General features: G+C 36.7%; 22 protein-coding genes. 15 read left to right on the top strand and 7 right to left on the bottom strand.

Annotated elements, in window-relative coordinates; genetic code table 11:
- Positions 1-117: 117 nt before the first annotated feature.
- On the top strand, positions 118-1,236 hold the full coding sequence (locus JR050_RS11620; RefSeq protein ID WP_204201818.1) for an IS110 family RNA-guided transposase: 1,119 nt from the start codon (positions 118-120) through the stop codon (positions 1,234-1,236).
- 647 nt (positions 1,237-1,883) lie between these two features.
- Here the strand turns inward: JR050_RS11620 and JR050_RS11615 are convergent.
- From JR050_RS11615 to JR050_RS11595, 5 genes are all read right to left on the bottom strand, one after another.
- Positions 1,884-3,038, bottom strand: a complete 1,155-nt coding sequence (locus JR050_RS11615) for a hypothetical protein (RefSeq protein WP_204203659.1) — start codon at positions 3,036-3,038, stop codon at positions 1,884-1,886.
- A gap of 168 nt (positions 3,039-3,206) precedes the next feature.
- Positions 3,207-3,404, bottom strand: a complete 198-nt coding sequence (locus tag JR050_RS11610; protein ID WP_204203658.1) for a DUF3813 domain-containing protein — start codon at positions 3,402-3,404, stop codon at positions 3,207-3,209.
- A 2-nt stretch (positions 3,405-3,406) separates the two neighbouring features.
- Positions 3,407-3,559: a hypothetical protein gene (locus JR050_RS11605; protein WP_204203657.1), complete on the bottom strand. Its 153-nt coding sequence runs from the start codon at positions 3,557-3,559 to the stop codon at positions 3,407-3,409.
- 104 nt (positions 3,560-3,663) lie between these two features.
- A complete protein-coding gene (locus tag JR050_RS11600; RefSeq protein WP_204203656.1) occupies positions 3,664-4,479 on the bottom strand; it encodes a Cof-type HAD-IIB family hydrolase in 816 nt (271 codons plus the stop codon).
- Between the two features lie 93 nt (positions 4,480-4,572).
- On the bottom strand, positions 4,573-4,749 hold the full coding sequence (locus tag JR050_RS11595) for a hypothetical protein (protein WP_204203655.1): 177 nt from the start codon (positions 4,747-4,749) through the stop codon (positions 4,573-4,575).
- Positions 4,750-4,925: 176 nt separating this feature from the next.
- Between JR050_RS11595 and JR050_RS11590 the strand changes: the two genes are divergently transcribed.
- Together JR050_RS11590 and JR050_RS11585 are read left to right on the top strand one after the other, a co-directional pair.
- Positions 4,926-5,237 carry a metal-sulfur cluster assembly factor gene (locus tag JR050_RS11590; RefSeq protein ID WP_204203654.1) on the top strand — a complete coding sequence of 104 codons (312 nt, stop codon included), beginning with the start codon at positions 4,926-4,928 and terminating at the stop codon, positions 5,235-5,237.
- A 95-nt stretch (positions 5,238-5,332) separates the two neighbouring features.
- Complete coding sequence (locus tag JR050_RS11585) at positions 5,333-5,518, top strand: YjzC family protein (protein ID WP_149220265.1); 186 nt, start codon at positions 5,333-5,335, stop codon at positions 5,516-5,518.
- Positions 5,519-5,617: 99 nt separating this feature from the next.
- Here JR050_RS11585 and JR050_RS11580 read toward each other — a convergent pair whose 3' ends face one another.
- Positions 5,618-5,803, bottom strand: coding sequence for a YjzD family protein (locus JR050_RS11580; RefSeq protein ID WP_204203653.1), 186 nt, complete (start codon positions 5,801-5,803; stop codon positions 5,618-5,620).
- Between the two features lie 175 nt (positions 5,804-5,978).
- Between JR050_RS11580 and JR050_RS20555 the strand changes: the two genes are divergently transcribed.
- The 5 genes from JR050_RS20555 (at position 5,979) to JR050_RS11560 (ending at position 9,265) form a co-directional block, all read left to right on the top strand.
- Positions 5,979-6,101: a hypothetical protein gene (locus JR050_RS20555; protein ID WP_283244070.1), complete on the top strand. Its 123-nt coding sequence runs from the start codon at positions 5,979-5,981 to the stop codon at positions 6,099-6,101.
- A 123-nt stretch (positions 6,102-6,224) separates the two neighbouring features.
- On the top strand, positions 6,225-6,956 hold the full coding sequence (locus JR050_RS11575) for a hypothetical protein (RefSeq protein ID WP_204203652.1): 732 nt from the start codon (positions 6,225-6,227) through the stop codon (positions 6,954-6,956).
- Between the two features lie 170 nt (positions 6,957-7,126).
- Positions 7,127-7,999, top strand: coding sequence for an NAD-dependent epimerase/dehydratase family protein (locus tag JR050_RS11570; protein WP_346726746.1), 873 nt, complete (start codon positions 7,127-7,129; stop codon positions 7,997-7,999).
- Between the two features lie 106 nt (positions 8,000-8,105).
- Positions 8,106-9,065, top strand: a complete 960-nt coding sequence (locus JR050_RS11565) for a BMP family ABC transporter substrate-binding protein (protein ID WP_204203650.1) — start codon at positions 8,106-8,108, stop codon at positions 9,063-9,065.
- A gap of 14 nt (positions 9,066-9,079) precedes the next feature.
- Positions 9,080-9,265 carry a ComZ family protein gene (locus JR050_RS11560; RefSeq protein ID WP_204203649.1) on the top strand — a complete coding sequence of 62 codons (186 nt, stop codon included), beginning with the start codon at positions 9,080-9,082 and terminating at the stop codon, positions 9,263-9,265.
- Between the two features lie 252 nt (positions 9,266-9,517).
- Here the strand turns inward: JR050_RS11560 and JR050_RS11555 are convergent, their stop codons facing one another.
- Positions 9,518-9,763 carry a hypothetical protein gene (locus JR050_RS11555; protein WP_204203648.1) on the bottom strand — a complete coding sequence of 82 codons (246 nt, stop codon included), beginning with the start codon at positions 9,761-9,763 and terminating at the stop codon, positions 9,518-9,520.
- Between the two features lie 212 nt (positions 9,764-9,975).
- Between JR050_RS11555 and JR050_RS11550 the strand changes: the two genes are divergently transcribed.
- From JR050_RS11550 to opp4B, 7 genes are all read left to right on the top strand, one after another.
- Entirely contained in the window at positions 9,976-10,908 is a 933-nt protein-coding gene (locus JR050_RS11550; protein ID WP_204203647.1) for a beta-ketoacyl-ACP synthase III, read from the top strand.
- 35 nt (positions 10,909-10,943) lie between these two features.
- Entirely contained in the window at positions 10,944-12,182 is a 1,239-nt protein-coding gene (fabF, locus tag JR050_RS11545) for a beta-ketoacyl-ACP synthase II (protein ID WP_204203646.1), read from the top strand.
- 199 nt (positions 12,183-12,381) lie between these two features.
- Positions 12,382-13,161: a DUF2268 domain-containing putative Zn-dependent protease gene (locus JR050_RS11540; RefSeq protein WP_204203645.1), complete on the top strand. Its 780-nt coding sequence runs from the start codon at positions 12,382-12,384 to the stop codon at positions 13,159-13,161.
- Positions 13,162-13,910: 749 nt separating this feature from the next.
- Complete coding sequence (locus tag JR050_RS11535) at positions 13,911-14,930, top strand: ABC transporter ATP-binding protein (protein ID WP_204203644.1); 1,020 nt, start codon at positions 13,911-13,913, stop codon at positions 14,928-14,930.
- 1 nt (position 14,931) lies between these two features.
- Positions 14,932-15,921, top strand: a complete 990-nt coding sequence (locus tag JR050_RS11530) for an ABC transporter ATP-binding protein (RefSeq protein WP_204203643.1) — start codon at positions 14,932-14,934, stop codon at positions 15,919-15,921.
- A 64-nt stretch (positions 15,922-15,985) separates the two neighbouring features.
- A complete protein-coding gene (opp4A, locus tag JR050_RS11525; protein ID WP_204203642.1) occupies positions 15,986-17,734 on the top strand; it encodes an oligopeptide ABC transporter substrate-binding protein in 1,749 nt (582 codons plus the stop codon).
- Between the two features lie 36 nt (positions 17,735-17,770).
- On the top strand, positions 17,771-18,736 hold the full coding sequence (gene opp4B / locus JR050_RS11520; protein ID WP_204203641.1) for an oligopeptide ABC transporter permease: 966 nt from the start codon (positions 17,771-17,773) through the stop codon (positions 18,734-18,736).

Here is an 18,736-nt window from a genome sequence, read left to right as displayed (position 1 = left end):
GAGTTATCATGAACGAAACTAGCTCCTTACTCGTAACATCGTAGGTTAATTTGGTTAGAATGTTTACTGGTAAAAACAAACCAAATCAGAGCTACATTACGGAAGGAGCTAGTTATTATGAAGGATACCATAAAATATGTAGGTTTAGACGTATCAAAAGAAAAAATTGCAGTTGCGATCGCGGATGAGGGGCGAGAAGAGCCGAGATACTGGGGAGTAATTCCTCACACACCAGAAGCAGTTAGGAAATTAATAAATAAACTTGGAAACACCGAGACTCTTCGAGTCTGTTATGAAGCCGGTCCAACTGGATACCCACTATATAGATTATTACTTTCCCTAGGTGTTCATTGTGATGTGATAGCCCCATCTCTCATACCTAAAAGACCAGGTGAACGTATTAAGACAGATCGTAGAGACTCTATTCGACTGGCTCAGTTATATCGAGCAGGAGAATTAACTAACATCTATGTTCCAAACGAAGAGGATGAAGCTCTCCGTGATCTTGTAAGATGTCGTGAAGATGCAAAAGAAGATGAACTTAGGGCAAGGCACCGTTTGAGTAAATTTTTGCTTCGTAATAACATTAAGCCACCGTCAGGTGTGAACAAATGGACGGTCAAATATCGTAGATGGCTGGATGCATTAAAATTTGAAAGCTCCAAACTACGTGTGGTCTTTCAAGAATATTATCATCAATTGAAAGAGCTAGAACAACGAATTTTAAGACTAGAGGAAGAAATTAGAGTTCAGGCAACGGAGGGCGTACACGCCCCAACCATTCAAGCCTTACAATCACTAAGAGGTGTAGCTCTTATTACTGCGACTAGTCTTGTAGCGGAGATAGGTTCTTTCAAACGTTTCTCATCACCAACACAATTAATGGCCTATATTGGTTTAATACCAAGTGAATACTCAAGTGGTGAAAGAAGAATACAAGGGAGCATCACAAAAACAGGGAATCGTCATGTACGACGCTTATTAGTAGAAGCTGCATGGAGTTATCGTTATCAACCGTCAGTTAAAGGAGAATTGATGAGACGACAAAATGGACAGTCCCCCACTATTCAAGCGATATCCTGGAAAGCACAAAACCGACTTCATAAAAAGTATTACCGATTATTATCAAGAGGAAAAGAAAGTGGAAAAGCAATTACTGCAGTTGCCAGAGAATTAGCTGGTTTTATTTGGGCTATTACACAAGAGGTAGAAGAAGTAAAAAACGCTAGTTTTTGATCTTACAAGTTGTCATGTTACGGTGATATAGGTATTATTGATCCATTTTTTATGTATGGCTTTAATTTCACACGAATAATTTACGAAGAAAGATAGATGATTGAGAACAGGGCTCGAAGGCAAAGAAAAAAACCGGAAAGGAAAACCCACGTGGCCTCCTCTGTGCTATATCTAAATAGATTAACGCACGTGCCGAGTTAGTGGATTAGTCCTTTATACGGAAAGATAAAATGTGAAAACCCACGGATATCAGAGCGTAAACCGCAGTAGAGATTTTTGCCTTCGTGCCGTGTTCTTAACTTCTATTCAAGTCAAAAAAAGGAGAAAGGAACAGATTCCTTCTATAGCTTAATGGAGTCTCTCACTTCTTTGTATGACAGTCAAGGAGACCACTTGACAGACATACAAAGAAGTGAGAAGTGGTCAGTAAGCTAAAGAAGGAGCTATTCTAGCCAGAATGGCTTGCTAACTAACAAAATCAAGAAAAGAAGCCGTAAATAGCTTCTCTTCTTAGAGTTGGTCAAAAGACAATCCAAACCTGGTGAAGAGTGGGAGCCTTGACAGTTTCGTTCATATCAGGAGGCTCGGCTTCCTCCCCGCGGAAAGCGAGTGTCTGCAGCGCAATGGAACGAACTTGTTCCTCTAGCTTAATAAATTATAACCGTTTGATCAAAAACTTCGCATGCCATTGACTTACCGTTAAAATATTGAACTTCCTTTGTTAACTTATCAACAATTGCGACATGAAATAAATCTTTTGCATCTTTACGAGTCCAGCAATCGGCAACGATATACCTCTCATCAATATAATGTACATACACACTCAATAGGTCATCTAAGTGCTGGAAATATGTATGTTCGATGCGGAAAATTTCTTTTTTAATCGGTGCATAAAAATAATCTTCTGTTGTTGAAACGAAGTACACATGATCATTAAAGATACGTATTGTATTATAAGAAAAACCGTTTGGTAATTGATAAATACTCTTATTGAAGGTTTCTTTATTAACCTGTACAAGTTCAACAATTTGAGTAGCATAATCCTTTCGAATGTAGAAAAAGGAATCTATATTTTCAGCGATGACTCTTGTAAATCCATCTATTTCTTTTGAATCTATCATCGTTATAGAAAACGGAATATTAGCTTTGCATTCCTTCACAAACTGTTTCAATGAAATAACACCAATGTATTCAAAGTGAGCCGAAATGTCTGGAACATCTTCTTGGTTTCGGTAAGATTCTTCACTTTCCCATGTATCAACGAGATATGGATTTAAGAGCAGATGCGCTTCTCCCTTTCGCTGAAAGATCGTAGGTGTAGAAATTGCACTTCTCAAGTAACGATCTTCTATCGTATAAACACGTTGTTTCTTTGCATCGAATAGGTAAAGAGACGTTTCGTCATCAGATTCGTCTGCATCTTTGTTAAAGACACTATACATTACTTCAGAATCTGTCATGAAGATACCTTCAAACTCTGATTCTTGTGGAAGATGAATCGTTCCCACTTCATGTAACTCCTTGCTAATTAAATTAAAGCGGAAAAACGTATAAAAAGCCACATTGCCAGATGATGAGTGTGTGGCGTAGCTAACAAAAGGATATTCATAGGGGAAATCAATTACACTGTTTATAGAGTGAATTTCCTTTGAACGCTTGCTCTTTTTCTCATATATTGTCATATCAGCTAATGGATAAGTAGTCGTAGACTTTGATACGAAAAATAAAGACGTATCAATTAGATCTAATGGATACTGTATAGAGTTTATTTTTTTATTGTCCTTTAATGATATAACCTTCATGTATGCAATAACTCCTAATAGTGAATTGATTAGTTCAATCTTAACAGAAGATATAGAAGTTGAAAACGAAAATACCTGCGGAATACGTTCCGCAGGTTTTAGGTAGATCAAAAAACAATTCTTTACAAAAAGAACATCGTATCAAAGGGTATGATATATTCTACTTTGCTATTGTAACTGATCGAGGTCGTCTTGCATTTGACGAAGTTGTACTTTTTCAGCATCTGTGGAATTCGCATAAGCAGATGTTAGTGCATTTTTTGCCACATCTAACGCTTTTTGTGGATCAACCGAACTGTTACCAGTAGATGCCTCTGTTGCAATTGCTACAGTTTCACGAGCTTTCTGAAAAAGTTGGTTGCCCATTATTATACGCCTCCAAAAGAACTTTCTGTAACATTCTTCAACTTCTTACTTTCAGCATCAGCTAAAGTAGACCGGTACGGGAATCGTTCATCGTGCTTTGTAATAAAATCGTTACTTTGTTGAACAAAGCGCTTTGATTTATTGCTACGGCCCATGATACATTCCCCCTCAAATATGTTGACGCTACCCTTTCTGCGTCAGTTACTATTGTGTGAAAAATGTTTCGTTCATATGCTGGTAACAATTTAGCAGTAAAATTTTATTGTTTAGGTAATTGTAAAACTTCCTCAATATAATGAGCAATTCCGTCTTCTTCATTGGATTTTGTTACAAAATTGGAAATTGTTTTTAGTTCTGAAATGGCATTCCCCATAGCAACACCATGACCAGCGTATTCAATCATTTCGTAATCATTATCCTCATCTCCAAAAGCAATGATTCGTTCAGCAGGAACCTGGAAATGTTCTGATACTTTTTTTAATCCAATTGCTTTATTCATTCCGCTTTTGACGATTTCAATTACGTTAAAGGGAGCACCCCATTTTCGATGGTCGATAACTTCAGCATGAAATTCTGTTAAGTGGGCACGAATATCAGTAAGTTTTGATTCTTCAGCATGAATTAAAATGGATGTTGGGTCATGCTGAAGAATTTCTTTCAAGTTTCCTGTTTGGATTTTCGGATTACCCATGCCAACCCAGTTCATAATATCCTCATCATGATAATGAAGGTACACATCATCCATTACCTCTGCCAGTATATTTTTCACGGAAAAACTTTCGATGGAATGAATGATATCTCTTGCAGTTTGAATATCAAATGGTGAATGATGAGTTCCCCATGAAGGTGAGGTAGGGTGATGAACAAGTGCGCCGTTAAAGTTTACCATTGGTGAAGTAAGTCCAAGTTCCTGATAATAAGTTTTACTAGCGCGATAAGGTCTTCCAGTAGCAATTACTACATGATGACCAGCTTCGATTGCGCTTTCTAAAGCACGTTTTGTACGAGAAGAAATAACTTTTTTATCAGTTAATAAAGTACCATCTAGATCAATTGCTATAATATGTGGTTTCATCTAGTTTCTCCTTTATATGTAGTTTGTAGTAAGTGTATCGTTTTTTCCGGAGACTGTCTAAGAAAATAGTTATATAAGGAGAACTTTAGGTGGTTAAGTTGATTTGAATTCGTACGTAGATTTGGGTTCAGCTATCGCATTAATTTCATCAATTTGTTTTTGGAGCCGACTCATTATTTCAAATGAAAGACTTCCATCATGACACGTAGGTATATTCGTAATTAATATTTGACTACCGGTACGGTGATAAATTTTCATACTTTCATGCATACGTAAAACTCCCTTTCAAATAGTTATAATTTAAAAATAGCACTAGCGTGTTAACTATATCAATATAAAATGTAAAAATAGTGTTAATTTTCTGTAAACTAAAAATCGTTTTACTTAATTAGTTTTCATTCCTGGGTTATACTTAATAATAAACATACAATTAGGAGGTTTGGGATTTGGATAAAGCTATGGAAGAAAGTATATATGGTGCTTTAGAGACAGTAAATGACCCGGAATTAGGGGTTGATATTGTCAACCTCGGTTTAATTTATGACGTAGATTTAGATGATAAAGGTATCGCAAAGATTACAATGACATTGACGTCAATAGGATGTCCATTGGCAGGAACGATTACAGAGGATATAAGAAGAGCATTAATGGATTTACCTGAGGTAAATGATGTTGATGTCAATATCGTTTGGTCACCAGCTTGGTCTAAGGACCGCATGTCACGGTATGCAAAAATAGCTCTTAATATTGCAGATTAACTACTGTTTCTTTCCAATTTTTGATTTGCGAAAGGAAACCTGAAATTTGGGTAAAATACTTATGCAACCTATTTCAACAACGAGGAGGGTGCAAAGTGGGTCAATCGAGACAATTTACTGCAGGTCAAAAGGCACCAAATAATGGGATCTATATTGAAATTGGTGAAACAGGAAGTAATGTTATGAACCCAAAGAAGGTTAGACTTAAGGCAGGGGACACCTTCCCGGAAAACTCCAACCACAATCGAAAATGGAGTTATGCGCCAAAGTTTGGTCATTAATAAGTAGGAGTCACCTCACAATTTCAAGAGGTGACTTTCTTATTTGGTTGTCTATCAATAAAATTAAAGGCTAGCTCATTCAAAGAGCTAGCCTTTTTATTAATGCTTTTCAGCTTGCTCCTTTGGTACAAGAGCATCTCCTAATACGAAGATTAGGATAGAGAATACGACAGCAACAATAGTTCCTGTTTGAAAACTATATGTAGCGCTTTGCATTGAACTAACTACGTAAAGTGTCATTTGAATTAATAAGAAAGTCCAGAAAAATGTCCAAAAATAACGCATGACTTCACCTCAATTTCCATATACGAATAGTAAAACAGTTAGATATATTGTATCACAATAATCCTACAAAAATAAATAAGTTCGAATTGAAAGAATATTTATGTATATAAGTACTTACTTTGGTGATAAGAATTAAGAAAAGCACCTTACTTTCCAAGAATAAAGGGGGATAAGAATGAACGATGAATTAATACAAGAAATGAATCTTTTATTGGAGCAGGAAGAAAAAAATTTAACACCAGCTGGTAAAGAAAGACTTGAGCAGTTACTCGAAGCACTAAACCAAACAGACATATAGAAGGATGTGATATAAATGAGGATTTAAGAAAAAAATAGGCATTTCCCCTTTCATTTTTCAATTCTAAACATACATTAGTTAGGAGCGAATTTTTTTGGGAATTAGTAAGCGGGGGAATACTTTATGAATCAGCGATTTTTTTTGTTAGAAGGAGAATGGAATGTTGTTCATACACCAGAACGCCCAAATGGGTTTGCCATCTTTATTATTGGAGACCGTAATCACTTTGTGGATGGGTCAACGAGTTTCTGGATTCAAAATGCAGGAAGGTACACATTTGTAGACCTTTTTCTCAAGAACGGCTATACCGTATTTTATTCTAATCTTTATGGAGCAAACTGGGGATCACAGAAGGCCATTACATTGGCGAAGAGACTATATCATATCGTAATGAAAAACGAAATTTTAAATGATAATATTCATGTGCTTGTCGAAGGAATGGGAGCCTTAACAGGATTGAAGTTATTGGAGGAAATGGGAGAAAATATTCGTTCGGTGGCCATGTTAAATCCGTGTTTAAGCATTAGCGCTCAAGTCAGACATGAACAAGAAAATAAGTTGTTTTATAAAAGAATCGTTAAGGAATTACGCGCTGCTTATGAATGGGATGAACAAAATTTTCAAACCGAGGTTGAAAAACTAAAGTCCTTTGAGACTTACGAAGCAACGAATCCTATCAAAATTTGGATTTCAACAGATGAACAAACCTATCAATCCAAAAAGCTAAGTAGACTATACGAACAATATCGAAAACAATTTGCCCCAATACAACTCGTGTTTCATGTTAATGAAAAACGTTTTGGCATTGGTGGCAGTATCATACAGTTTTATGAAAAACATGAAAAGTCTTTATAACTACCCTTATATTCTACTGATATAAGGGTTTTTGTATGAAAGGAGTTAAAATCCACATAGATAAACACAATTTCACAATGAGTAAGACAAGTAAATAAAATCATATCAACTTAAACTTCATTCATACATATAAAAAACAGGTGAAAAAAGGGGATGATAAATTGGAAGATGTGATGGTGGTTGGTTCAATGGGCTTTGTTGGTTTTCACCTTGTGAAGAGATTACTTGAACAAGGAGTAAAGGTATATAGTATCGATACATTTGATGCGAAGCGCGATAATATGAACGAAGAAAAGATGTTTGAGATTGGACGTAATGCAAACTTCATTTCTCTTGAGACATTAAATGATGAGGAGATTGAGGAAGAATTACAAGCGATATTTGTCTGTTATGATTCAGAAGGCATTGAGGATGAGAGCTATATAGAAAGCTTTGAACATTTACTTAGTGAAACAATTCAATGGTGTCAAACTAGAGGGACGAAGCTGATTTTTATTTCAACACTAGAAGCAATTGATCATGACGTCGAAGAAGTAACTGAGGAAACTGATTATAAACCAAGGAATAGGGTAGGAGAACTGTGTGTAACTTGGGAAAAGAGATTAAATAACGAATATAATCAAAAGAAATTTTCATATGCAATTTTACGTTTTCCAACAGTTTATGGTCCATGGCAGCCTAGTCAATTTGCCTATCAACAGGCATTTGAAGCAATTGAGAGTCGGAAGCCATTTAAAAACATAAAGGAATCTTATACTGAGGACATACTATATATAGATGACGTGATCGAAGCATTAATACGTGCCAAAAGCATCCAAGCCTCAAAGGAAATTATCCACATTACATCTGGTCGAATTGGTGAATGGAGAAAGGGTTTGGACTTAATCGATACTAAACTTCATATAGAGAAAAGTATGTCAAAAGCAAAGCTATCAAACAAAAAAGCAACTAACATACTTTCTTTTAAACCGATGGTCAATATACAAGAAGGAATTGAACATCAGCGCAATCATGTGAAAAACAGAATAAGTACAGATTATTAGTATTTTATTTTTATCCTTTACCAATTTAGAGGTTAAAGGGTAAAATAACGGTGGACAGGCTTACAATTTTTTAGGCTAACTCATTTTCAAAAGGAAGTGATAATAAATGAAAAAGCCAATTATTGCTATTATACTTATACTATTATTTTTAATTTCTGGATGTTCGAATTCGTCATCCTCTGGTGCTATTCAAAAGGTAGGCTTGCTTGTCCCTGAAACGGTGAACGATCAGGTATGGGGTACAAAGGGTTATAAAGGATTACTACGAATACAATCTGCATTTGATGCCGAAGTATTTTATAAAGAAGGCATGGATAATGAAGATACAGTTTCGGATGCAATACGCGAGTTCTCGGACAAGGATATTACGCTAATTTTTGGACATGGAAGTGAATATGCAAGCTGGTTTAATAAGCTAGCTCCTAAATATCCCAATATACATTTCGTCTGTTTTAACGGGGATGTAATAGGAGACAATGTAACTAGCTTGAACTTTAAGTCAGATGCGATGGGCTTCTTCGGTGGTATGGTCGCCAGCGAAATGACGAAAACTAACAAAGTAGGAGTTATCGCTGCATTTGAATGGCAACCAGAAGTTAATGGCTTTTTTGAGGGAGCTCATTATCAAAATCCTGAGGTTGAAGTGAAAATTAATTATACGGAGCATTGGGATAATGTTGATGTTGCTATGCAACAACTAGATCAAATGCTTGCTTCTGGTGTGGATGTTGTATATCCAGCGGGTGATGGTTTTAACGTACCGATGATTGAAAAGTTAAAGGAAGAAGGCTTGTATGCGATTGGATTTATTTCCGATCAATCTGACCTAGGTGAAGCAACGGTGTTAACAAGTACTGTTCAACATGTTGATCTACTTTATGAGGTAGTAGCTAAAGACTTCAATGAAGGGAAGCTGAAACCAGGTAATCTTTATTTTGATTTTGATGATAAAGTGATTACTATGGGGAAATTCAGCTCAGAAGTAAGGCCAGAAGTACAAGCAAAAATAAATGAATCGGTCGAAACTTATATTAAGACGGGAAATTTACCGAATCAGGTTGACTAAAGGAGAATGAAAGAATGGATCCAAAACAAATGCAATTCATGCAAATTGCGATGAAATATTTACCTGAAGCAAAAGATTTATTAGATGAAACGGGTATTGAACTAGATATGGCAAAATTACAACCCGTAATGGAGTTATTAACAAAGGTTATGTCTGATGCATATGACCTAGGTAAACAAGAAGCACTACAAGAAAAATAAGTTACAAGCGAAGAGACGTAATGTAAATTGCGTCTTTTTTATTTTCTTATATCTGTTTACATGATGATGACAGTGTTAAGGCTATGCTAAGTTTTGATATTTTAGCAATAAGTTGTTTGTAGTGGCAGGTACGAGAATCCTGTGGGAGAAGAGTTATATAAAAAAGTAAGTAGCCTTGGGCCAATATAAAAAAAGCTAGCACAATACGAAAGCGCTAGCCCTCTATAAATATGATTTGTAGTAGAAATCGACTTATTTTTGTTTTTTTAACAAATCTAATAATGGAGAAAATTGTTTTACAACTGGTTTAAACTTGTTAATGGAACTCATAATAGTGTCAACATTTTGTAGCATACTACCAAAATCAAAATTATTTTGAGAAGTAGTTGTTTGTCTAGAAACTGGGCGTGAATTTCTAGATTCTTCATTACGATTCCCGAACATTAAACGATCAAAAGGATGTTCTCTTTCGACTTGTTCATTTTCTTGCTCCTTCATGATTTGCACCTCCTATGAAAGTAGTGAAGTTTTGGTATTTTGTGGGAAGTACATACCAGTTCTACTATACACTATGACAGAACGTTCACATTCGATAGGGACAATTGTCCTTTGTCATAAAAAAATATTACAGTTGTCAAATAGTTTTTTTTGCTATAAAATTAGTACCAAGTCATAATATTTGATAACAAGTATACAAGGAGGTCATACATTTGAATGCTGGATTTATTGGTATTGGGCGTTACCTTCCTGAAAGAGTCGTCACAAATCATGATTTAGAGAAAATTGTAGATACATCGGATGAATGGATTAGAACTAGAACTGGTATTGAAGAAAGAAGAATAGCTGGTGATGATGTGGATACATCACATATGGCATTCTTCGCAGCTGAAAAAGCAATAGAGAATGCGAATTTATCAGCGGAAGATATTGATTTAATTATCGTAGCTACTGTTACACCCGATCAACCATTTCCGTCTGTAGCATGTTTAATTCAGGAGCGATTAGGAGCAAAGAATGCAGTTGCTTTTGACGTGAGTGCAGCCTGTGCTGGTTTTATGTATGGGGTGGTAATGGCAAAACAATTTATTGAATCTAACACATATCGCCATGCCTTAGTTATCGGTGTTGAGAAGTTATCTAAAGTTACAGATTGGAATGATCGAAATACAGCTGTACTATTTGGTGATGGTGCAGGTGCAGCAGTAATTGGCCAAGTTTCAGAGGGAAGAGGAATCTTATCCTTTGAACTAGGGTCTGATGGGACTGGGGCAAAGCATTTATACCAAGATGAATATATTATCATGAACGGTAGAGAAGTATTTAAGTTTGCAGTTAGACAGATGGGTGATTCTTGTATTAATGTATTAGAGAAAGCGGGACTTGGGAAAGAAGACGTTGATTTTCTTATTCCACATCAAGCGAATATTAGAATTATGGAAGCAGCAAGGCAACGCCTTGAATTACCGATTGAAAAAATGTCTGTAACTGTAGATAAATACGGAAATACATCTGCGTCTTCCATACCCATTGCACTTGTTGAAGAATTGGAGAGTGGAAGAATTAAAGACGATGATTTAATTGTTATGGTTGGATTTGGTGGAGGATTAACATGGGGTGCAATTGCACTTCGATGGGGTAAATAATATTAATTTTATATAAAATTAAGGAGTGTACGAGAATGAAAAAGAAGCGTGTAGTCGTAACGGGACTTGGAACAGTTACACCTCTAGGGAACGATATAAAGACAACTTGGGACAACTTAATCAATGGAGTATCAGGTATTGCTCCTCTCACAAGGGTAAATGCTGATAATTTTCCAGCAAAAGTAGCAGCAGAGTTAAAAGATTTCAATGTTGAAGAATTCATGGATCGAAAAGATGCAAAGAAAATGGACCGCTTCACACAATATGCAATGGCAGCTTCCTTAATGGCAGTGAAAGATGCAAATTTAACCATTACAGAGGAAATGGCTCCACGTGTTGGAGTGTGGATTGGGTCTGGAATCGGTGGAATGGAAACACACGAAGAACAATATCAAAATTTCCAAGCGAAAGGCTATAGAAGAGTAAGTCCGTTTTATGTACCGATGATGATACCTGATATGGCTGCAGGTCAGGTTTCTATAGCATTAGGTGCGAGAGGAATTAACTCATGTACCGTAACAGCTTGTGCGTCTGGTGCTAATTCGATTGGTGACGCGTTTAAGGTCATCCAACGTGGAGATGCTGACGTGATGGTAACAGGTGGAACAGAAGCTCCACTCACAAACATGGCATTCGCTGGATTTAGTTCAATGAAGGCTTTATCCTTTAACAATGATCCAAAGACAGCAAGCAGACCGTTTGATTTAAATCGAGACGGATTTGTAATGGGAGAAGGATCTGGGATATTAATTCTTGAAGAACTTGATCATGCTCTTGCTCGTGGGGCAAAAATATACGCTGAAATAGTTGGATATGGAGCAACAGGTGATGCATATCATATTACCGCACCAGCACCTGCTGGTGAAGGTGGAGTTCGTGCAATGAGACAAGCGATTGAAGACTCAGGACTACAACCTGACCAAATTACGTACATGAATGCTCATGGAACAAGTACGCCATACAATGACAAATATGAAACAATGGCAGTTAAAGAAGTTTTTGGTGAGCACGCTTATAAAATGGCGATAAGCTCAACAAAATCAATGACTGGTCACCTATTAGGTGCAGCAGGAGGAGTAGAAGCAGTTTTCTCTGTATTAGCAATTGCAGAAGGAGTCATCCCTCCGACAATTAATATAGAAACACCAGACCCAGAATGCGACTTAGACTATGTACCTAACACTGCAAGGAAGCAGGATGTATATGCCGTTATTAGTAACTCGCTCGGTTTTGGTGGTCATAATGCAACATTAGTCTTCAAAAAATACGAATAACATTCCAGAAACCTGCATTCAAAAGTGCAGGTTTTTTTATGATTTAATTATAAAGTGGTATTTTTATACAGTTACATTATAAATAGGAAAGAACTAGAAAAATCTATATCAGTTTCAAAAAAATATTGTAATGAATTGACACCTTCTCAAAAAGCCTTTTCATAATATGAATTAAGTTTATGATAAATGGAGTGAGGAAATGTCAATCATTCAAACAGACCGTTGGTTAAAAGAATATGGAGACCAACCTGTTAAACTTTGTGAAAATCTTATTACGTATTTTAAGAAGGGGAAGGCAGTAGATATTTATCAACATTTAGCATCATTTGGGATGTATAAGCCCTCGATATTTACAAGAAAGGATGAAATTCAACAATTTATTAAAGCAAATCATTGGTCAACAGTTAAGAAGCTATTTGAATCAATACGAAAAAAATGGAACGGACCTGATATTCCTATCATTATTTTGCCGTTAAATGAAAGAAACGCTCAGTTGATGAAGGAAAATGGAAAAGCTGGACTCGCATTTAAGGATAAACTATTTCTATTTTTACCAAGAGAAATTGGAGCTTTAGAGATAAAAGCATTACTAGTTCACGAATACCACCATGTGTGTAGGTTAAATCAAATTTCAAAAAAAGAGGAAGAAATGACGCTTCTCGATGTAATCATACTTGAAGGACTAGCGGAATATGCAGTGAAGGAGATATGCGGAGAATCCTATAATGCGAATTGGATTTCCTATTATTCAGAAGAAAAATTAGAGAAATGGTGGAAAACTATCATTTTCCCAAATAAAGATGTAAAGGAACAAGATCCCGAATATAACAACCTTTTATATGGACGAAGCGGTTATCCTAAGATGCTAGGATATTGTGTAGGTGCTCATATCATTAACAAATGTATAGATAAAAAGAAAGAGAAACTTTCAAACGTTGAACGAATGGACAGTTTGGAAATCCTAAAATGGTTGACTTAAAAGTTAAAAGCAAATTCTTAAAGAAATAAAGAGGCTTGGACATAAGTATTTCAGCCAATGATAAACCCGAACTATTAGGCAATATCTTTCACCTAATAGTTCGGGTCTTTATTTGTTGCTTTCAATAGATTCGTTTGATTTCGCATACTATTTTTAAAAACTAGTGGAATGGAGCGGAAGACACTCGACTCCTGCGGGAAGTAGAGGAAAGGCTGAGACCCCGCAGGCGTAGCTGAGGAGGCTCAGTTTCCTCCCCGCGGAAAGCGAGTGTCTGCAGCGCAATGGAACGAACTAGTTCTTCCACTTAACATGATTAATAAATATCAAAGGGTACGAAAAAAGTATAATATTTAATAGGTAGAATAATTTAGATATTATTCGCCTATCAGGATGATTTATTTAGTTATGTCCCAGCCTCTTTTCAGACTGTAGACAAACTCGAATAATTTCGAGTTTTCTACAGTCTTTTCTTATTTCAATGTATTTCTGTATAACTAAGTGAATTCCGCTCCATGGCACTCGCTTTCCGTGGCGTTACCGCCTGTGTGGTCTCACCTGTCCCACTGCTCCCGCAGGAGTCGAGTACCATTTCGCTACATTCTGAAATTAAACTTTTATTTTAAGGGTTTTAGTTTATTATATTTAAATAGAATATTACAAATTTAAAAAATAGTCTTGCAATTGTAACTATTCTGTAATAATATGTGAATCAAATGACATTGGGAAATTAAACTAAGTTGAGGTGTGATATGAACGAGATTAAAAGTAATGTAGCACCGTTATTACAAGTAAAGAATTTAAAAACAGGTTTTAAAATCGGAGGAAAGTACTTTAACGCAGTTGATGGTGTCAGCTTTGCCGTCAAGCCGAAGCAAATAATAGGTATTGTAGGAGAATCAGGATGTGGAAAGAGTGTAATGTCACTGTCAATTATGGGACTCTTACCAAAGGAAAATGGAAAGATACTTGAAGGGGAAATATTGTTCAAAGACCAAGATTTATCTAAGTTAAAAGACAAAGACTTAAACAAGGTTCGTGGCAAAGATATAGGAATGATCTTCCAGGAACCAATGACATCGTTAAACCCGGTGTTTACAATCGGCTATCAAATTCAAGAAGCGTTATTAAATCATATGAGTTTAACAAAGAACGAGGCTAGGTTAAAGAGTATTGCTTTATTAAAAAGTGTAGGAATATCAAGACCAGAAAAGATTGTAGATGAATACCCTCATCAACTATCTGGCGGGATGAGGCAAAGGGTTATGATTGCGATCGCAATCGCCTGTCAACCCAAAATACTTATTGCAGATGAGCCAACAACTGCCTTAGATGTAACCGTACAAGCACAAATATTAGAGCTACTTAAAGAAATTCAAGAAGTTAATGATATGAGTGTTCTCCTTATTACCCATGATTTAGGTGTAGTTGCTGAAATGTGTGACGAAGTAATTGTTATGTATGCAGGTAAAATTGTTGAAAAAACAAATGTTGATACATTATTTCATGATCCAAAACATCCTTACACCAAGTTATTAATGGGTGCAATTCCTAGAATGGACGAAGAAGTAGAAGAATTAAGTACAATCAAAGGTATCGTGCCATCACTAGTAAACATGCCAGAGATTGGGTGTAGATTTGCTGATCGATGTCCTCAAGCTACAGCTGAATGTAGAAAGGTTTCACCATTACTTGCAGAGGTTGAAGCAGGGCACGAAGTATCCTGTCTACTTTACGATATGAGCTATCCTAAAGAAGGGGTGAAAGCGTAAGATGAGTCAACTAACAAACGTTGAAAAAGACGTACTATTAGAAGTTAAGAATCTAAAAACCTATTACCCTATTAAAGGTGGTTTCTTTCGTAAGAATATAGGAGCTGTAAAAGCTGTCGATGACATTTCATTCGAGATTAAAAAGGGAGAAACACTTGGATTAGTAGGAGAGTCGGGCTGCGGGAAATCAACTGCAGGACGGACGATATTACGATTACTAGATCCAACAGACGGTCAAATCATTTTTGAAGGAAAAGATATTACAAACCTAAGAGGAACATCACTCCGCAAAATTAGGCAAGATTTCCAAATGGTATTCCAAGATCCATACGCTTCGCTAAATCCAGTAATGATGGTTGGAGACCTTGTTTCTGAGCCCATCCGTAACTACACGAATAAATCAACTAAAGAACTAAAAAACGAAGTAATGGAGCTATTGACGAAGGTTGGATTACCGGAAGACGCCTATTACAAATATCCCCATGAATTCTCTGGTGGGCAGCGACAACGTATCGGAATTGCAAGAGCACTTGCCCTTAGACCGAAGTTGATCATTGCAGATGAACCAGTATCAGCTCTAGATGTATCCGTACAATCACAAGTATTAAACCTACTAAAAGAATTGCAAAATGAATTTGACTTAACATTCCTCTTTATTGCTCATGATTTAAGTGTTGTAAAACATATGAGTGATCGGATAGGTGTTATGTATCTAGGTGGATTAGTAGAAGTGGCAGGTAAGGATAGCATTTATTCCGAGCCATTACATCCATATACACAAGCTTTAATTTCTGCAATTCCAGAACCAGATCCAAGAAAAAAGAAGGATAGAATCATACTAGAAGGTGATGTACCGAGTCCAATTAATCCTCCTTCTGGGTGTACGTTCCATCCACGCTGCCGTCATGCGATGCCTGAATGTCAGCAAGAAAAGCCTTCTTTAAAGGAGGTGAAGCCAGGACATAGAGTAGCTTGTCACTTATATAAGTAACTCTAGTTCTCGTAAGCTTCTTTTAAAGTGAAATTATTCTATTAAACTAATTGGGGGGAAATTAATGAAGAAGTCAATGTTGTGGCTAGTGGCGATGCTACTAGTAATGTCAATGTTCCTTGCTGCATGTAGTGGGAAATCTGGCGACGGTGAGAAGAAACCGGAAGAAAGCAAGGAGCCTGCAAAAACTGAAGAAACATCGAATGAACCTACAGAAGGTGGAACTGTAACATATGCATTCACTCAACCGTTTAAAGGTGTTCTAGAGTTTGCATTCTATGAAGGAGAAGATGATTCTCTTGCGTTAGGTTTCATGGCTGAAGGACTTATTTCAACAGGTGATGATTTATTACCTGAACCAAATGTTGCAACTTGGGAATTCTCTGAAGACAATACTCAATTAACTTTCAAGATTAAAGAAGGCGTTAAATGGCATGATGGGAAAGAATTAACTGCTGAAGACATGGAGTTTGCATGGCATGTTATTGCTGACCCTGAATATGCTGGACAACGTTTCACAAACGTTTCTATGATTAAAGGTGCACAAGCATATAAAGATGGTAAAGCAGACAAAATCGAAGGTATTGAAGTACTTAATGACTACGAAATCCGTATTACTGTTGAAGAGCCAATCGTAAATTTACTGGATAACCTATGGGTAGTACCTATGAACAAGAAACATTACGAAGGTGTAGCAGTTAAGGATATGGTAGATTCTGATAAAGTTCGTAAAACACCTGTTGGTTTCGGACCATTTAAAGTGAAGAACATCGTTCCAGGTGAAATGATCGAGTTCGAACGCTTTGATGATTACTGGCAAGGTAGACCTCTTCTAGATGGAGTTGTATACAAAGTCATTGACCCAGCTCTAGCAAGTGGTTTACTAGAAAGTGGAGAAATCGATATCATTGGTGCTCCATCTGATCAATATCCAGAAATTAAGGAATTAGATAACTTAGTTTTACACGAAGAACCAAGCTTAGGTTATAGCTATATTGGCTTTGACTGGGGCCGTTGGGATGCAGACAAAGGTGTTGTAGTATCTGATAACCCTAAATTCCAAAATAAGCAACTTCGCCAAGCAATGGCACATGCTTTAGATCGCCAAGGAATTCTTGATGGATTCAGTAATGGATTAGGTCAACTAGTTAACGTACCATTCCCATCTGTATCTTGGGCTAAGATTCCAGATGATCAAATCAATGGATACGAGTATGATCCTGAAAAAGCAAAGAAGATACTTGATGAAGCTGGTTACGTGGATAAAGACGGAGACGGTTTCCGTGAAGATCCAAAGGGTGAGAAGTTCACTGTAAACTTTGATGCAATGAGCAGTACTTCTACTGCAGAGCCACGTGCTCAATACATTCTACAGAACTGGAAGGATGTTGGAATTGATGCTCGTCTAAATGGTGGAGCATTAAAGGATTTTAACCTTTTCTACGATTCTCTAGATGCGGATGACCCTTCAATTGACACATTTAACGGCGCATGGGGCTTAGCAACAGATCCAGATCCAGCAGGAATTTGGTTAAGTACAGACCAATGGAACATGTGGAGATGGTATAGCGAAAAGTCTGATGAACTTATTAAAGCGGGTGTTAAATTCCCTGAAGATGCAAGTAAGGATGTAATAGAACACCGTAAGGAAATTTACTACGAGTGGCAAAAACTTGTAAACGATGAACTACCAATGATCTTTATGTTCCAACCACTTGATGTTTATGCTGTTAACAAGCGTGTACAAGGTACAAAAGCTAACGCATTCACAGTACAAAATGACGTACACAAATGGTGGGTTAAACAAGAGTAGTCACGATTACAATACAACAGATAAGGGGAAATCATAATGCTAGTTTACACTCTTCGTAGATTACTAGGAATGATTCCATTACTTTTCCTTATCTCAGTAGTGTGCTTTACCCTGGCAAAGCTAATGCCAGGGGATGCACTTACTGGTAAAGTAGATCCTTTAAATTCAAGCCCTGAGTATATCAATGAGATGCGTGAAAAGATGGGATGGAATGATCCAATTCATGAGCAGTATATAAGGTGGATTGGAGGGGTTCTACAAGGAGATTTTGGAGATTCATTTAATCACAAGTTACCTGTAATGGAGCTAATTGGCTCGAGACTTCCGAACACAATATTCTTAGCTATATTTGCCTTATTAATAACGTACGTATTAGCCTTTTTCATGGGGCGTTATGCAGGGCGACGTCCATATAGCTTAGGTGATTATGCAATTTCTTTTTATAACTATTTAGGATTAGCAATTCCAAGCTTTGTGGCTGCGTTAGTAGCAATCTATTTATTTTCATTTCAACTTAACTGGGTTCCAGCTACAGGAAGTATTGGTATTGGAGTTGAACCAGGTACGCTTGAATATTATTTAAGTAAGCTAAAGCATTCGATCTTACCAGCTGCCGTCCTAGGTGCTTTTGCCACTGCTAGTTACACACAATTTTTGCGAAACGATATGATTGAAAGTGCAAGAAAAGATTATGTGCGAACAGCAAGAGCCAAAGGTACTAAGGAATCAACCATTTACAACAGACATATTTTACGCAATTCATTAATCCCAATTGTTACACTTATTGGGTTTGACTTCGCTAGTTTAGTAGGTGGAGCTGTTATTACAGAGACGATTTTCACATACCCTGGAATTGGATATCTATTCGTAGAATCCATCAGTGCTCGTGATTATTCAGTCGTTCTGGCTATTACCTTAATGCTCACAGTATTCACTTTGATTGGAAATTTACTTGCGGATATTCTATTAGGTATAGTTGATCCACGTATTAGATTAGAATAG

This window comes from Bacillus suaedaesalsae (genome assembly GCF_016890225.1).
GTDB classification, from domain to species: Bacteria; Bacillota; Bacilli; order Bacillales; family SA4; genus Bacillus_BS; species Bacillus_BS suaedaesalsae.
The sequence above is the reverse complement of the archived record's forward strand: the minus strand, read 5'-3'. Positions and strand labels throughout refer to the sequence as shown.

Coding starts and splice junctions, on each gene's coding strand:
- JR050_RS11620 (WP_204201818.1), top strand. CDS start 118: ATGAAGGATACCATAAAATATGTAGGTTTAGACGTATCAAAAGAAAAA.
- JR050_RS11615 (WP_204203659.1), bottom strand. CDS start 3,038: ATGAAGGTTATATCATTAAAGGACAATAAAAAAATAAACTCTATACAG.
- JR050_RS11610 (WP_204203658.1), bottom strand. CDS start 3,404: ATGGGCAACCAACTTTTTCAGAAAGCTCGTGAAACTGTAGCAATTGCA.
- JR050_RS11605 (WP_204203657.1), bottom strand. CDS start 3,559: ATGGGCCGTAGCAATAAATCAAAGCGCTTTGTTCAACAAAGTAACGAT.
- JR050_RS11600 (WP_204203656.1), bottom strand. CDS start 4,479: ATGAAACCACATATTATAGCAATTGATCTAGATGGTACTTTATTAACT.
- JR050_RS11595 (WP_204203655.1), bottom strand. CDS start 4,749: ATGCATGAAAGTATGAAAATTTATCACCGTACCGGTAGTCAAATATTA.
- JR050_RS11580 (WP_204203653.1), bottom strand. CDS start 5,803: ATGCGTTATTTTTGGACATTTTTCTGGACTTTCTTATTAATTCAAATG.
- JR050_RS20555 (WP_283244070.1), top strand. CDS start 5,979: ATGAACGATGAATTAATACAAGAAATGAATCTTTTATTGGAGCAGGAA.
- JR050_RS11575 (WP_204203652.1), top strand. CDS start 6,225: ATGAATCAGCGATTTTTTTTGTTAGAAGGAGAATGGAATGTTGTTCAT.
- JR050_RS11565 (WP_204203650.1), top strand. CDS start 8,106: ATGAAAAAGCCAATTATTGCTATTATACTTATACTATTATTTTTAATT.
- JR050_RS11560 (WP_204203649.1), top strand. CDS start 9,080: ATGGATCCAAAACAAATGCAATTCATGCAAATTGCGATGAAATATTTA.
- JR050_RS11555 (WP_204203648.1), bottom strand. CDS start 9,763: ATGAAGGAGCAAGAAAATGAACAAGTCGAAAGAGAACATCCTTTTGAT.
- fabF (WP_204203646.1), top strand. CDS start 10,944: ATGAAAAAGAAGCGTGTAGTCGTAACGGGACTTGGAACAGTTACACCT.
- JR050_RS11540 (WP_204203645.1), top strand. CDS start 12,382: ATGTCAATCATTCAAACAGACCGTTGGTTAAAAGAATATGGAGACCAA.
- JR050_RS11535 (WP_204203644.1), top strand. CDS start 13,911: ATGAACGAGATTAAAAGTAATGTAGCACCGTTATTACAAGTAAAGAAT.
- JR050_RS11530 (WP_204203643.1), top strand. CDS start 14,932: ATGAGTCAACTAACAAACGTTGAAAAAGACGTACTATTAGAAGTTAAG.
- opp4A (WP_204203642.1), top strand. CDS start 15,986: ATGAAGAAGTCAATGTTGTGGCTAGTGGCGATGCTACTAGTAATGTCA.
- opp4B (WP_204203641.1), top strand. CDS start 17,771: ATGCTAGTTTACACTCTTCGTAGATTACTAGGAATGATTCCATTACTT.